Here is a 12,744-nt window from a genome sequence, read left to right on the forward strand (position 1 = left end):
ATGGCCCGCTTGTACGTCCTCCTGTTCGTGGTGCAGATCGTCCTCGCCGTCTGCGCACTGATCAGCTGCCTCTCCGCCGAGGAGGGCGAGATCCGCGCCCTGCCCCGGGTCGCCTGGGTGCTGATCATCCTGTTCTTCCCGTTGGTCGGGTCGATCGCCTGGTTCGTCGCCGGCCGGCAGACCAGCGACGGACGTCCACGCACACCGTGGCAGGCACCGAGCGCAGGCGCACCGACCGGGCGGAAGAAGTCCCGGCCGCTCGCCCCGGACGACGACCCCGAGTTCCTGCGCAGCATCGACGAGCGGTCCCCGCAGGACGACGAGCTGTTCCGCCGCTGGGAGGACGACCTGCGCCGCCGCGAGGACGACCTGCGCCGCCGCGAGGGTGACCCGCCGCGCGAGGAGGACCCGCCGCGCTCCCGGTGACCCGGCGGTGAACAGCGCGCCGCCGCCGCCGGGCTTCCGGCGACGGCGGCGGCGCGGCCCTCAGGCCAGGTTCGACGAGCGGGGGTACGCGTCGGTCGGGTCGGTGAGCACGTTGACCAGGTACGGGACGCCGGAGTCGAACGCCCGACGCAGCGCCGGACCGAGGTCGCCGGCCTTGGCCACCGTCTCGCCGGCACCGCCCAGGGCGGTCACCACGTGGTCGTACCGCAGTTCGGGCTGGAGGTCGGCGGCGACGTCGTAGCCGTACATGGCCCGCATCGGGTGCTTCTCCAGGCCCCAGATGCCGTTGTTGCCGACCACGATCACCACCGGCAGCTTCTGCCGGACCAGGGACTCCACGTCCATCAGCGAGAAGCCGGCGGCGCCGTCGCCCATCAGCACGCAGATCTGCCGGTCCGGGTGGCTGACCCGGGCCCCCATCGCGTAGCCCATGCCGGTGCCGAGGCACCCGTACGGGCCCGGGTCGAGCCAGGTGCCGGGCTGTGCCGGCTCCAGGTACTTCCCGGCGTACGAGACGAAGTCACCGCCGTCGCCGATGGTGATGGCGTCCCGGGCCAGGACCTTGCGCAGTTCGCCGTAGACCCGGGCGGGCCGGATCGGGTCGGTCTCGGCGGCCATCTCCTCGGCGTCCCGGGCCTTCGCCGCGTCCTCGGCGACCCGCAGGTCGGCGATCCAGTCGGTGTGGTCGGCCCGGTCGCCCGGGTGCTCGGCCAGCGCGGTGAGGATCAGTCGCAGGTCACCGGCGGGGGACGCGGCCGGCTGTACGTGACCGGCCCGCTGGCTCGGCGCGTCGACGATGTGCACCACCTGCGCGTCGCCGAAGTCGCCGAAGCTCAGCCGGAAATCCAGCGGGGTACCGATGACGACCACCACGTCGGCGCCCTTGAACGCCACCCGGCGGGCCTTGGCGAACGCCAGCGGGTGCTCCGGCGGCAGCGCGCCCCGGCCCATGCCGTTGGTGAAGACCGGCACCCGCAACGCCTCGGCCGCGGCCCGCAGGGCGTCGACCGCGTCACCGGCGTACACGTCGGAACCGGCGATGATCACCGGGCGGGCGGCACCGGCGATCAGCGCGGCGGCCCGGGCCACCTCGTCCGGGTCGGCCTCCAGCGGCGCGATGCCGGGCAGCGCGGGAAGCTCGGCGTCGGCGACCGAGAAGACCGCCTCCAGGGGCAGGTCGAGGAACGCCGGGCCCCGGTGCGGGGTGAGCGCGGCGGTCAGCGCCGCGGTCACCGCGCGCGGGATGTCGTCGGTGCTGAACACCGTCTCGGCGTGCTTGGTGACCGGGGCGACCAGCGGCAGGTGGTCCATCTCCTGCAGGCTGCCCGAGCCCCAGCGGAACTGCGGGGCCCGCCCGCCGAGCACCAGCACCGGCGAGGCGTTGAAGTACGCGCTGGTCAGTCCGGAGATGCCGTTGGTGACACCGGGACCGGCGGTGAGTACGGCGAGGCCGGGGCGACGCTGGAGCTTCGCCACCGCCTCGGCGGCGAACACCGCCGACTGCTCGTGCCGGACGTCGTAGAGCGGGAAGCCGGTCTTGTGCGCGGCGTCGTAGAGCGGGAAGACGTGCCCGCCGGAGAGGGTGAACATCTCCCGCACCCCGTACGCGCGCAGCGCCGCCAGCGCGAGTTCCCCGCCGTGGCCTTCGATCCGCTCCGTCATCAACCGTTTCCCTTCGTCCATGACCGGAGTCACACGCTACTGGCCGGTACGGAGAATGTGAACTGTCTTCGGGTCAGCGCCCGGTGAAGTCCGGCTTGCGCTTCGCGACGAAGGCGTCCATGCCCTCCCGCCGGTCGTCGGTGGCGAAGAGCGCCGCGAACAACTGGCTCTCCCAGGCCAGACCGGAGGTGAGATCCATGTCCAGGCCGCCGTCGACCGCGAGCTTCGCCGCGCGCAGCGCCTGCACCGGACCGGTCAGGTAGGGCTTCACCAGCGCGACGGCGGCGTCGTACACCTCGGCGGCGGGAACCACTCGGTCGGCCAGGCCGATCCGCAGGGCCTCCTCGGCGTCGACCATCCGACCGGACATGATCAGGTCCTTGGCGCGGGCCGGGCCGACGAGGCGGGCCAGCCGCTGGGTGCCGCCGGCGCCGGGGATGATGCCCAGCTTGATCTCCGGCTGGCCGAGTTTGGCGTCGGCGGCCACCACCCGCCAGTCGCACGCGAGGGCCAGCTCGCAGCCGCCGCCGAGGGCGTATCCGGTGATCGCGGCGACGACCGGCTTGGGGATCCGGGCGATCGCGCCGAGCGCGCTGGAGAGGTCCGCGGCCCGCTGCGCCATGTCCACGTAGGACATGTCGGCCATCTCCTTGATGTCCGCTCCGGCGGCGAACACCTTCTCCCCGCCGTACACGATGACGGCGCGGACGTCGGCGTCGGCGGTGGCCGCCGTGGCCGCGGCCCGCAGCTCCTCCTGCACCTGGGTGTTCAGCGCGTTCATCGGCGGCCGCTCCAGCCGGATGGTGCCGATCCCGTCCCTGGTCTCCAGCCGCACGAACTCGCCCATGCCGTCCCTCACTTCGTCGTCGTTCCAGCGTGCCAACCTTACGGTCCTCCTCGTTGGGGTACGTAGGCTGGTGTCAGGCCCGCTACCGGGAGTACCGCCATGATCACGTACTACGACGACCGGACCGTCAAGGTCACCTCCACCGCCGTCCGGGTGGACGGCCGGACCTTTCCGCTGGCCGAGATCAGCACGGTGTGGCACCGCCGGGGCAGCCGCTCCTGGCGGGTGCTCGCCGGCCGGGGCGCGATCGGTGCGGCACTCGCCGGCCCCCTGGTCGCCGCCGCTCTCGGCATCACCCTGGCGCTGTGGCTGGACCGCTCGGTGACCGTCACGATCGCGATCGTCGGCGCCTCGGTTCTGGTCGGGCTCGCCGTCGGCCCGATCGCCGACTTCCTCTTCGAGCACCTCGACCGGTCGTACGCGCGGGGAAGCCGCGAGCTGGAGATGTGGGCCCGCTGGCGCGGCCGGCCGGTCCGGCTGCTGCACACCGGCGACGCGCTGCGGTTCGGGCAGATCTACCGCGCGGTGCAGCGCGCCGTGGAAGCCGGCCAACCGACGCCACCTCGCCCCCGCTGACACCGCCACCGCCGACACCACCACCGCCGCCGCTGCCGTTCCCGAGGTCCCGGCCGCCAGTCTGCCCGAGGTCCCAGCCGAGCTGATCAGCACGAGGTCCCGGCCAGGCCGATCAGCCCGAGGTCCGGCCAGGCCGATCAGGCAGAGGGCGACCGTGTCGGGCCTGGTCAGGAGGAGGCCCGACCGTCCCGGAACGCTCCGGCGGACACCTCCGCGGCACGCTTTCGAGCTGATGGCGTCGATGGATCAGGCGTGCTGGCGTGTGTGATGGCGTGCACCACTCAGCTCGAAAGCGTCACGCCGCCGCCCCATCCCCACCGCCGCCCACCCCCGCCTCCGCCCCACTCCACCCACCGCGCCAGCGCCAGCGCCAGCCACGGCAACAGCGGCGGCAGCGGCAGCGGCAGCGGCAGCGGCGGCAGCGGCAGCGGCAGCGGCGGCAGCGGCAGCGGCAGCGGCAGCGGCGGCAGCGGCAGCGGCAGCGGCAGCGGCAGCGGCAGCGGCGGCAGCGGCAGCGGCAGCGGCAGCGGCAGCGGCGGCAGCGGCAGCGGCAGCGGCAGCGGCGGCAGCGGCAGCGGCAGCGGCAGCGGCGGCAGCGGCAGCGGCAGCGGCGGCAGCGGCAGCGGCAGCGGCGGCAGCGGCAGCGGCAGCGGCAGCGGCAGCGGCGGCAGCGGCAGCGGCGGCAGCGGCAGCGGCAGCGGCAGCGGCAGCGGCGGCAGCGGCAGCGGCAGCGGCAGCGGCAGCGGCGGCAGCGGCAGCGGCAGCGGCAGCGGCAGCGGCGGCAGCGGCAGCGGCAGCGGCAGCGGCAGCGGCAGCGGACGACTTTCCACGCGACGCACAGTGCCTCGCAGTGTTTAGGCTTAGTGATGACCCTCTATTACCGGGACGACGCGGTGCAGGTGACGTCGGAGTCGATCCGGGTGGGCGGCCACGCGGTGGCGCTCGCCGAGGTGGCCTTCGTCTGGCACCAGCGGGGGCGCACCACGCTGGCCGTGCGCGGTCGCGTGCTGAGCCGTGGGGTCCTCGTCCTGCTGCTGTCCCTGCCGCCGCTGGTGGCGGTGGTGTGCGTCCTCTCGCTGGCCTGGTCGGCGCAGGACCGTGGACAGTGGAAACTCGCCCTGATCATCCTCGCCACCTGCGCGGTCCTGGCGTTGGCGGCGATCCCCTTCCTGGAGATCCCGCTGGGGTGGCTGGACCGCTCCTACGAGCGCGGAAACAAGGTGCACGAGTTGTGGGTGCAGCACCGAGGGCAGGAGGTGCTGCTGCTGCGGACGCCGGACGCGCTGCGGTTCGGGCAGATCTACCGCGCGGTGCAGCGCGCCGTCGAACAACGGGAGGACCCCCGGTGACCCGCGCCTGAGCGGCGCTCAGGTCAGCGGCAGGGTGGTGGCGACCGGCCACGCCAACAGCGCCGCACCGACCACCGGCGGCACCCAGTGCGGCGCGCCGGCCCGGCGCAGCACCGCGGCCCAGGCGACCTGCCCCGCGACGAGCAGCGCGAAGAGTGGGACCACCAGCAACACGAAACCGGGTGCCAAACCGACCGCCGCCGACCCGGTCAGGGCCACCACGGCGACCAGTCCCACCAGGGCGTGCCGCCCGACGTGCCCACCGGAGGCCCGTTCCGCCCCGGCCAGGAAGACCAGGGATCCGGCGGCAACCACCGGCAGCAGCCACCAGCGGGCGCCGACCGGCAGCGCCGAGGTCAGCCCGAGGTGGATGGGCAGGGCGACGGCCAGCACCGCGTACCCGGTCAGCAACCCGGCGGCGACCACCGACCGGGTGGTGCCGGGGTGGCCGGCCGGCGGCGGCATCGCCGACCGCCACCGACGGCCGGCCAGGCCGAGCAACAGGCCGGTGACCAGGAGGAACCCGGTGAGGTACCCACCCACCGCGAGGGGTAGCCGGGTGGTGGGCAGGACCGGGGCGGCCAGTGCTCCGAGCCCGGCGGCGGCCGTCGCGACGACCACCCCGCGTGCCGCCGAACGGCCCGGCGGCGCAGACCGCGCCGGCCTGGCCGGTGGATCCGGCCGGCGGCGGCCCAGCAGGACCGTGGCCAGCGGAACGAAGCCCAGGCCCAGGCCCAGGAGCAGCAGCCCCGCCGGCACCAGCCGGGCCGCCGGGCGCGCGTCGCCCGGTGCGCCGGGTGCGAGCCACCCGACCAGCTCGGCGTGCGTACGCGGGGCGAACAGCACCGAGATGTGCTCCACCCCGGGCACCCGCACCAGCCGGCGCCCGGCGCCCCCGTCCCGACCGGCCGCCTCCTCGGCCGCCCGGCGGAAGTCCGGGAACTCCGCCCCGCCCACGACCAGCAGCAACCCGGTCGGGCGGCCGGCCGGCGCGTCATCCGCGTCCGGCAGCGAGATCGCCACCGTACGCGCGATCTCCGGGTGCTCGGCGGCCCAGCGGGTGACCGCACCCGCTCCCATGGAGTGCCCGACCAGGGAGATCCGCTCCGGGTCCACGTCCGGCAGGCCACGCAGGTGCGCGACGGCCACGTCGAGGTCGGCCGCGAGGGTGCCTTCCGAACCGTCCCGCCCGGTGCCACCGAGCCGCCCCGGACTCGCCCCGTGCCCGGCGAAGTCCAGCAGCAGGGCCACCGCCCCGGTGCGCGCCACGGTGTCGGCGATCGGCCGCATCAGTCGGGCGGAGCCGGCGAACCCGTGCGCGACCACCACGGCGGGCCGCCGCTGCGTGCCGGCCGGAGCGGCGCGTACCTCGGTCAGCGGCACCCCGCCCACCGTGATCTCCCGCACGGTGAACCCGTCCGAGGCGCGCCCCAGTCCGTACGCCCCGACGGCAACCAGGAGCACGGCCAGCACGGCGAGGGCGGCGGGCACGGCGACGGTCCGGGACGGACGCGACGGTGACGGCGGCGGCGAGGGGGCCGACATGCCGGCACCCTACGCCGGCCGTCGACGCCAGGACACCCTCGACCGGCGGGCCTCGCGTCGGCGACGCACACTGGTGGGCATGGCGATCCCACTCCCCCGGCCGACCGCACTCGTCGGCCGCACCCGCTCCGCCCTCGACCAGGCTCTCGGCTCGGCCGGCTCGTTCGCCGCCGTCCCGGCCCGCGCGTTCGCGCTGCTCGACGGGGTGGAGGAACTGCTGGGGCGGATCAACGGGGTGGTGGACCGGATCGAGGCGACCCTCGACCGCACCGACCGGGTGCTCACCGACGCCGAGGAGGCGGTCAAGGAGGTGGCGGTGATCAGTGCCGCCGCGACCACCGCGATCGACACCGCCACCGCGGTCGCCACGGCGGCGGCTCGGGTGGTGGGCGAGGCCGACCGGGTGTCGGCCGCCGCGGCGGTGGTCGTCGCCGAGGCGGAGCGGGTGTCCCGGGCCGCCGGCGCGGTGGTCGCCGAGGCGAGCTCGGTGGCGCACCGGGCCGCCGGCACGGTGGGCACCGCCGCGGAGGCGGCGGCCACGGCGGCCGAGCTGATGGCGGCGTACGAGCCGGCGCTGCGCCGGGGCGCGCCGATGGCGAACCGGTTCGTCGAGCAGCTCAGCCACGAGGAGGTCAACGCGGCCATTCGGCTCGTCGACGAGCTGCCCAAGCTCAAGGAGCACCTGACCGCGGACATCCTGCCGATCCTGGCCACCCTGGACCGGGTCGGCCCGGACCTGCACGACCTGCTCGACGTCACCCGTGACCTCAAGCTCGCCGTCGCCGGCATCCCCGGTCTCGGCATGCTGCGCCGGCGCGGCGAGCGGCTCGCCGACGACCCGGTCGAGTGACCGGGGACCGGCCACTCACCCGGTCCCACCGGGCGATCAGCAGTCGCAGGTGAGCGCGGACCGGGGTGCGGTGAGGTCGTCGGCGGGGCGCCGGACCAGACCGCCGGGTGTGACCACCGGCAGTCCCTCACGCACCCAGTACTCGTAACCACCGAGCATCTCCTTGACCGCGAAGCCGAGCCGGGCGAACCCCAGCGCCGCTCGGGTCGCGCCGTTGCAACCGGGCCCCCAGCAGTAGGTCACCACCCGGGAGCCCGCCGGCACCAGGTCGCCGGCCCGGTCGGCGATCTGAGCCGTGGGCAGGTGCACCGCACCGGGCAGGTGGCCCTGCCGCCAGGCCAGGTCGCCCCGCGAGTCGACCACCACCAGGCCGGGCACTCCCGCGGTGAGGTCGAGGTGCACGTCGCTGACATCGGTCTCGACGCCGAGCCGGGCGAGGAAGTGTCGGGCGGCGACGTCCGGCGGCGCGGCCGGCACGGCGAAGGTGTGCGTCATGAACCGATCCTGCGCCGGCACCACCCGGCCGGACGAGTGGCCGGAACGCCGCCTACCGCTAACATCCCGCCATGGCCCACCGGGATCGGGGCGACCGCAGCGTCGCCGTACTGGCGTACCCGGGCATGTCGGTCTTCGAGACCGGGATCGTCACCGAGGTGTTCGGGTTGCCCCGGCCGGAGTTCGACGTCGACTGGTACACGCTGCGGGTCTGTGCCGAACGGCCCGGACCGGTGCCGCTGGTCGGCGGCGCGGCCCTGCACACCCCGTACGGGCTGGACGACCTGGCCGCCGCCGCGACGGTGATCGTGCCGGGGGTGCCGGACGTGACGGTGGACCCCTCCCCCGCCCTGGTCGCCGCGCTGCGCCGGGCCCACCACGGCGGTGCCCGGGTCCTGTCCATCTGCTCCGGGGCGTTCGCGTTGGCCGGTGCGGGACTGCTCGACGGTCGACGGGCCACCACCCACTGGCGGTACGCCGACCTGCTGGCCCGCCGTCATCCACGGGTGCGGGTCGACGCGGACGTGCTCTACCTGGACGACGGCGACATCCTGACCAGCGCCGGCAGCGCCGCCGGCCTGGATCTCTGCGTGCACGTGGTACGCCGGGACCACGGCGCGGCGATCGCCAACGCGGTCGCCCGGCGGCTGGTCATCCCCCCGCACCGCGACGGCGGGCAGGCGCAGTTCGTCGAGGCGCCGGTCGCCGCCGACCCGGACGACGACCGGATCGCCGGGAGCATCGCGTGGGCGCTGGCGCACCTGAGCGCACCCCTCACCGTGGCCGGGCTGGCCCGACAGGCGCACATGTCACCGCGGACGTACCTGCGGCACTTCGCCCGCGCCACCGGGACGAGTCCGATCCGGTGGCTGGTCGACCAGCGGGTCCGGGCCAGTCTGGCCCTCTTGGAGGAGACCGACGCGCCGGTGGAGGAGGTCGCCGGCGCGGTCGGTTTCGACAGCCCGGTCACCTACCGGCACCACTTCGGCCGGGCCATGCGGACCTCGCCGTCGGCGTACCGCCGGGCCTTCCGGACCCGGACCCGGGACGGCCGCGGGAGTGCGCGGGCGCCGGCCGCACCCGGTCAGGGCCGCGCGTAGATCTCGTCGATCTCGGCCCGGCGGGGCAGCGCCACCGAGGCGCCGAGCCGGCGTACGCAGGCCGCGCCGGCCGCCGCCGCCCAGCGCACCGCGTCGGGCAGGGCCCGTCCCTCACCCCACCCCACCGCGAGCGCGGCGGTGAACGCGTCCCCGGCGGCGGTCGAGTCGACCGTGTCGACGGCGAACGCGGGCACGTGCACCGTCGTGCCGTCCCGGTCCACATACCAGGCGCCGCCCGGGCCGAGCGTCAGCACCGCCCGGGGCACCAGGTCGAGCAGCGCCCGTGGCTCGTCCCGACCCCGCCCGGTCAGCGCGCGCGCCTCACCCTCGTTGACCACCAGCAGGTCGACGGCGGCCAGCAGCTCCCCCGGCAGCGGGCGGGCCGGCGCGGCGTTCAGCACCACCCGGGTGCCGGCGTCGCGGGCGGCCAGTGCCGCCTCGGTGACCGTCTCGACCGGGATCTCCAGCTGCGCGACCAGGACGTCGGCCGCGCGTACGAGGTCCCGCTCCGCGTCGGTGAGACCGGTCATCGAGGCGTTCGCGCCGGGGCTGACCACGATGGCGTTCTCCCCGTCGGCGCTCACCATGACCAGGGCCACCCCCGAGCTGCCGTAGGTGACCCGGAGCTGGCCGGTGTCGACGCCGGCGGCGGTGATCCGGGCGCGCAGGGTGACCCCGAAGGCGTCGGAGCCGATCGCGCCGAGGAACGCGCAGGACGCGCCGGCCCGTACGGCGGCGACCGCCTGGTTGGCGCCCTTGCCGCCGGGCACCATCACGAAGTCGGTGCCGAGCAGGGTCTCCCCCGGTCGGGGCAGGGCCGGGGCGGTGGCCACCAGGTCCATGTTGGCGCTGCCCACGACGACGACCCGGGTCTGCCCCATGTCAGGCGGCGCGGGCGGTGTACCGGTCGCCGTGCCGTTCGACCAGCAGTGGCAGACCGAACGTCTTGGTGAGGTTGTCCCCGGTGAGCGTGTCGGCCAGCAGGCCCTGCGCCACCACCCCGCCCTCGCGCAGCAGCAGCGCGTGGGTGAAGCCCGGCGGGATCTCCTCCACGTGGTGGGTGACCAGCACCAGGGCCGGGGCGTCCGGGTCGTACGCCAGCTCGGCCAGCCGGCCGACCAGGTCCTCCCGACCGCCCAGGTCGAGCCCGGCGGCCGGCTCGTCGAGCAGCAGCAGCTCGGGGTCGGTCATCAGCGCCCGGGCGATCTGGACGCGCTTGCGCTCGCCCTCGGACAGGGTGCCGTAGGTGCGGTAGCCGAGGGCGGCGACGCCGAGCTGGCCGAGCAGTGCGCGGGCGCGGGCCTCGTCAGCGGGGTCGTAGCTCTCCCGCCAGCGGCCGACCACCGACCAGGCGGCGGTGACCACCACGTCGATGACCCGCTCGTCGGCGGGCAGCCGCTCGGCGAGGGCGGCGGTGGACAGGCCGATCCGGGTCCGCAGTTCGGTGAGGTCGGTGCGGCCGACCCGCTCGCCGAGCACGTGCGCGGCGCCGACGGTCGGGTGCAGCCGCCCGGCGGCGAGGTTGAGCAGGGTCGTCTTCCCGGCTCCGTTGGGGCCCAGCACCACCCAGCGCTCGTCCAGCTCGACCCGCCAGTCCACGTCGTGCAGCAGCGCCGTGCCGGACCGGCGTACGCCGACACCGTCGAGGCTGACCACCAGATCCGCGTCCACGGGGAGGGGTGCGGGTGCGGCGCCGCGGGCGCCGGGGATCAGGTCACCAGTCACCCGCCCATCCAACCACGCAACGCGGTGGTGCCCCCCACGGGCGGCGTGCCGGTCATAGGGTGGGGCGCCGTGTCATTGGTCACCACACCCGGAGGACGCCGGATGCCCGGTCGGAGAGCGGAGTCGCGCGGATGAGCGCGGTCGTCGAGATCGAGGGTCTGCGCAAGACCTTCCACACCCTGCGGCGAGGTCGTCAGGTGGCGGTCGACGGCTTCGACATGGTCGTCGAGGCCGGCCAGGTGCACGGCTTCCTCGGGCCCAACGGGTCCGGCAAGACCACCACGCTGCGCGCCCTGCTCGGGCTGGTCCGGGCCGACGAGGGCCGGATGGCGGTGCTCGGGGAACGCTCGCCGGAGCGGCTGACCCGGGTGGCCGGGCGGGTCGGCGCGATCGTGGAGAGCCCGCAGTTCTTCGGCAACTTCACCGCCCACCGGACGTTGGGCCTGCTGGCCCGGGCCGGTGGGGTACCGGTCGCCCGGGTGGACGAGGTGCTGGCGCAGGTGGGCCTGCGCGGTCGGGAGCACGACCGGGTCAGGGGCTACTCGCTGGGCATGAAGCAGCGGCTCGCGGTGGCCTCGGCGCTGTTGAAGAGTCCGGAGCTGCTGATCCTGGACGAGCCGGCGAACGGGCTGGACCCGGCGGGCATCCGGGAGATGCGCGACCTGATGCGGTCGCTGGCCGACGCGGGCGTGACGGTGCTGGTGTCCAGTCACATCCTGGCCGAGATCCAGCTGATCTGCGACCACGTGACGATCATCGCGCGGGGCCGGCTGGTGGCGGCGGGCCGGGTCACCGAGGTGCTGGCCAACTTCGACCGGCACGAGGTGCGGGTCCGGGCGGACGATCCGGCGCGCGCCGCGGAGCTGCTGCGGGCGGCCGGGCTGACCGTGGTCGATCACCCGGATCACCTGGTGGTCGGCGGGGTCGACGACGACACCACGGTCAGCCGGCTCCTCGGCGAGCAGGGCGTCTGGCTGCGGGAACTGACCCCGCTGCGGCCGGACCTGGAGAGCGTCTTCCTGGAGCTGACCGGCACCGACTCCCATCCGGCGCTGCCCCGCCAGGCGGGCGGCCCCACCGAAGCGATGATCGACCTCGACGTCTCAGGAGTGGACGCGTGAACCTGGTCCGTGCCGAGTGGGAGCGCCTGCGGGCCCGGCGCTTCGTCCAGCTCATGCTGATCCTGCTGGTGCTCGCCTTCGGTGTCACGGCGGCCACCACGCTGGCGAATTCGCACCGCCCGACCGCCACCGAGTTGGCCTCGGCGCAGCGGGAGGCGGCGGACGCGCGGCGGGGCCTGGAGCTGGCGTACGAGCAGTGCGTGGCCCGGGAGCAGGGGAGGCTCTCGAACGAGGAACTCGGGCTCGACCCGTACTACACGCAGAACTGCGCCGACATCGACCCGGGGCGGATGGAGCGGCTGCCGGTGGCCGCGGACTTCCTCCGCGGCGTCTTCACCTTCGCCCAGGCGGCGTTGCCCCTGCTGTACTTCCTGATCGCCTTCCTGGTGCTGTTCGGCTTCCTGGTCGGCGCCTCGTACATCGGGGCGGACCTGAACTCCGGCGGGGTGGTCAACCTGCTGCTGTGGCGGCCGAACCGGACGACCGTGCTGGGCACCAAGCTGGGCACCCTGCTCGGGGTGGTGGGCGTGGTGTCGCTGCTCGCCTCGGCGGCGTACCTGGGGACGTTCTGGTTGATCGGGCAGGCGGCCGGGCAGCCGGGCGCGGTGGACGGCGAGTTCTGGCGATCGCTGGCCGCGGTCTGGGGTCGCGGCATGGTGCTGGTGCTGCTCGCTTCCGCGCTCGGCTTCGCCGCCGCCGCGCTGGGCCGGCACACCGCCGCGGCGCTCGGCGTGATCGCCGCGTACGCGGTGGTGTGGGAGCTGGGGGCGCGGCTGGTGATGCTGATCCTCGACGTGCCCCGGCACGAGCGGTTCCTGCTCTCCAGCTACCTGTTCGCCTGGCTGTCCGGGCGGATGACCAACTGGGACGAGAACGCCTGTCGCGGGGTCGGTTTCGGCACCACCTGCGACGGCTCCTGGTACATCACCCAGGGGCCGGCGCTGGTCGTGCTGCTGGGGCTGACCGGGGCGGCGGTCGGCGCGGCGTTCGTGGTCTTCCGCCGCCGCGACCTCATCTGACCGGTCCG

General features: G+C 75.0%; 14 protein-coding genes. 7 read left to right on the plus strand and 7 right to left on the minus strand.

Annotated elements, in window-relative coordinates; translation table 11 throughout:
• Window positions 1-426: a PLD nuclease N-terminal domain-containing protein gene (locus D7223_RS08095; RefSeq protein WP_120726636.1), complete on the plus strand. Its 426-nt coding sequence runs from the start codon at window positions 1-3 to the stop codon at window positions 424-426.
• Window positions 427-486: 60 nt separating this feature from the next.
• Here the strand turns inward: D7223_RS08095 and D7223_RS08100 are convergent, their stop codons facing one another.
• Together D7223_RS08100 and D7223_RS08105 are read right to left on the minus strand one after the other, a co-directional pair.
• Window positions 487-2,109: an acetolactate synthase gene (locus tag D7223_RS08100; RefSeq protein WP_120726638.1), complete on the minus strand. Its 1,623-nt coding sequence runs from the start codon at window positions 2,107-2,109 to the stop codon at window positions 487-489.
• Window positions 2,110-2,182: 73 nt separating this feature from the next.
• A complete protein-coding gene (locus tag D7223_RS08105) occupies window positions 2,183-2,956 on the minus strand; it encodes an enoyl-CoA hydratase-related protein (protein WP_120726640.1) in 774 nt (257 codons plus the stop codon).
• Window positions 2,957-3,055: 99 nt separating this feature from the next.
• On the opposite strand from D7223_RS08105, the gene D7223_RS08110 reads away from it, so the two are divergent.
• The gene (locus D7223_RS08110) at window positions 3,056-3,532 is read left to right on the plus strand and encodes a DUF6232 family protein (RefSeq protein WP_120726643.1); all 477 of its coding nucleotides are present in this window, start codon (window positions 3,056-3,058) and stop codon (window positions 3,530-3,532) included.
• Between the two features lie 281 nt (window positions 3,533-3,813).
• Here D7223_RS08110 and D7223_RS32715 read toward each other — a convergent pair whose 3' ends face one another.
• Entirely contained in the window at window positions 3,814-4,362 is a 549-nt protein-coding gene (locus tag D7223_RS32715) for a hypothetical protein (RefSeq protein WP_158610837.1), read from the minus strand.
• 36 nt (window positions 4,363-4,398) lie between these two features.
• Between D7223_RS32715 and D7223_RS08120 the strand changes: the two genes are divergently transcribed.
• On the plus strand, window positions 4,399-4,881 hold the full coding sequence (locus tag D7223_RS08120; protein ID WP_120726645.1) for a DUF6232 family protein: 483 nt from the start codon (window positions 4,399-4,401) through the stop codon (window positions 4,879-4,881).
• Window positions 4,882-4,899: 18 nt separating this feature from the next.
• Here the strand turns inward: D7223_RS08120 and D7223_RS08125 are convergent, their stop codons facing one another.
• Complete coding sequence (locus D7223_RS08125; protein ID WP_120726647.1) at window positions 4,900-6,426, minus strand: dienelactone hydrolase family protein; 1,527 nt, start codon at window positions 6,424-6,426, stop codon at window positions 4,900-4,902.
• Between the two features lie 79 nt (window positions 6,427-6,505).
• On the opposite strand from D7223_RS08125, the gene D7223_RS08130 reads away from it, so the two are divergent.
• Window positions 6,506-7,276: a hypothetical protein gene (locus D7223_RS08130; RefSeq protein ID WP_120727105.1), complete on the plus strand. Its 771-nt coding sequence runs from the start codon at window positions 6,506-6,508 to the stop codon at window positions 7,274-7,276.
• A gap of 36 nt (window positions 7,277-7,312) precedes the next feature.
• Here the strand turns inward: D7223_RS08130 and D7223_RS08135 are convergent, their stop codons facing one another.
• Window positions 7,313-7,771, minus strand: a complete 459-nt coding sequence (locus D7223_RS08135) for a rhodanese-like domain-containing protein (RefSeq protein ID WP_120726649.1) — start codon at window positions 7,769-7,771, stop codon at window positions 7,313-7,315.
• Window positions 7,772-7,842: 71 nt separating this feature from the next.
• Between D7223_RS08135 and D7223_RS08140 the strand changes: the two genes are divergently transcribed.
• Window positions 7,843-8,871: a helix-turn-helix domain-containing protein gene (locus D7223_RS08140; protein ID WP_120726651.1), complete on the plus strand. Its 1,029-nt coding sequence runs from the start codon at window positions 7,843-7,845 to the stop codon at window positions 8,869-8,871.
• On the opposite strand, the gene D7223_RS08145 is transcribed toward D7223_RS08140, so the two are convergent.
• A complete protein-coding gene (locus D7223_RS08145; RefSeq protein ID WP_120726653.1) occupies window positions 8,856-9,752 on the minus strand; it encodes a ribokinase in 897 nt (298 codons plus the stop codon). The genes D7223_RS08140 and D7223_RS08145 overlap by 16 nt on opposite strands.
• 1 nt (window position 9,753) lies before the next feature.
• Complete coding sequence (locus D7223_RS08150; RefSeq protein WP_120726655.1) at window positions 9,754-10,596, minus strand: ABC transporter ATP-binding protein; 843 nt, start codon at window positions 10,594-10,596, stop codon at window positions 9,754-9,756.
• Window positions 10,597-10,727: 131 nt separating this feature from the next.
• On the opposite strand from D7223_RS08150, the gene D7223_RS08155 reads away from it, so the two are divergent.
• A complete protein-coding gene (locus tag D7223_RS08155; RefSeq protein WP_120726657.1) occupies window positions 10,728-11,717 on the plus strand; it encodes an ATP-binding cassette domain-containing protein in 990 nt (329 codons plus the stop codon).
• A complete protein-coding gene (locus D7223_RS08160) occupies window positions 11,714-12,736 on the plus strand; it encodes an ABC transporter permease subunit (RefSeq protein ID WP_120726659.1) in 1,023 nt (340 codons plus the stop codon). Before D7223_RS08155 ends, D7223_RS08160 begins: the two co-directional genes overlap by 4 nt.
• Window positions 12,737-12,744: the final 8 nt, after the last annotated feature.

It is taken from the genome of Micromonospora endolithica (assembly GCF_003626595.1).
GTDB classification, from domain to species: Bacteria; Actinomycetota; Actinomycetes; order Mycobacteriales; family Micromonosporaceae; genus Micromonospora; species Micromonospora endolithica.

Coding starts and splice junctions, on each gene's coding strand:
- D7223_RS08110 (WP_120726643.1), top strand. CDS start 3,056: ATGATCACGTACTACGACGACCGGACCGTCAAGGTCACCTCCACCGCC.
- D7223_RS08145 (WP_120726653.1), bottom strand. CDS start 9,752: ATGGGGCAGACCCGGGTCGTCGTCGTGGGCAGCGCCAACATGGACCTG.
- D7223_RS08100 (WP_120726638.1), bottom strand. CDS start 2,109: ATGACGGAGCGGATCGAAGGCCACGGCGGGGAACTCGCGCTGGCGGCG.
- D7223_RS08105 (WP_120726640.1), bottom strand. CDS start 2,956: ATGGGCGAGTTCGTGCGGCTGGAGACCAGGGACGGGATCGGCACCATC.
- D7223_RS08140 (WP_120726651.1), top strand. CDS start 7,843: ATGGCCCACCGGGATCGGGGCGACCGCAGCGTCGCCGTACTGGCGTAC.
- D7223_RS08135 (WP_120726649.1), bottom strand. CDS start 7,771: ATGACGCACACCTTCGCCGTGCCGGCCGCGCCGCCGGACGTCGCCGCC.
- D7223_RS08130 (WP_120727105.1), top strand. CDS start 6,506: ATGGCGATCCCACTCCCCCGGCCGACCGCACTCGTCGGCCGCACCCGC.
- D7223_RS08155 (WP_120726657.1), top strand. CDS start 10,728: ATGAGCGCGGTCGTCGAGATCGAGGGTCTGCGCAAGACCTTCCACACC.
- D7223_RS08125 (WP_120726647.1), bottom strand. CDS start 6,426: ATGTCGGCCCCCTCGCCGCCGCCGTCACCGTCGCGTCCGTCCCGGACC.
- D7223_RS08095 (WP_120726636.1), top strand. CDS start 1: ATGGCCCGCTTGTACGTCCTCCTGTTCGTGGTGCAGATCGTCCTCGCC.
- D7223_RS08120 (WP_120726645.1), top strand. CDS start 4,399: ATGACCCTCTATTACCGGGACGACGCGGTGCAGGTGACGTCGGAGTCG.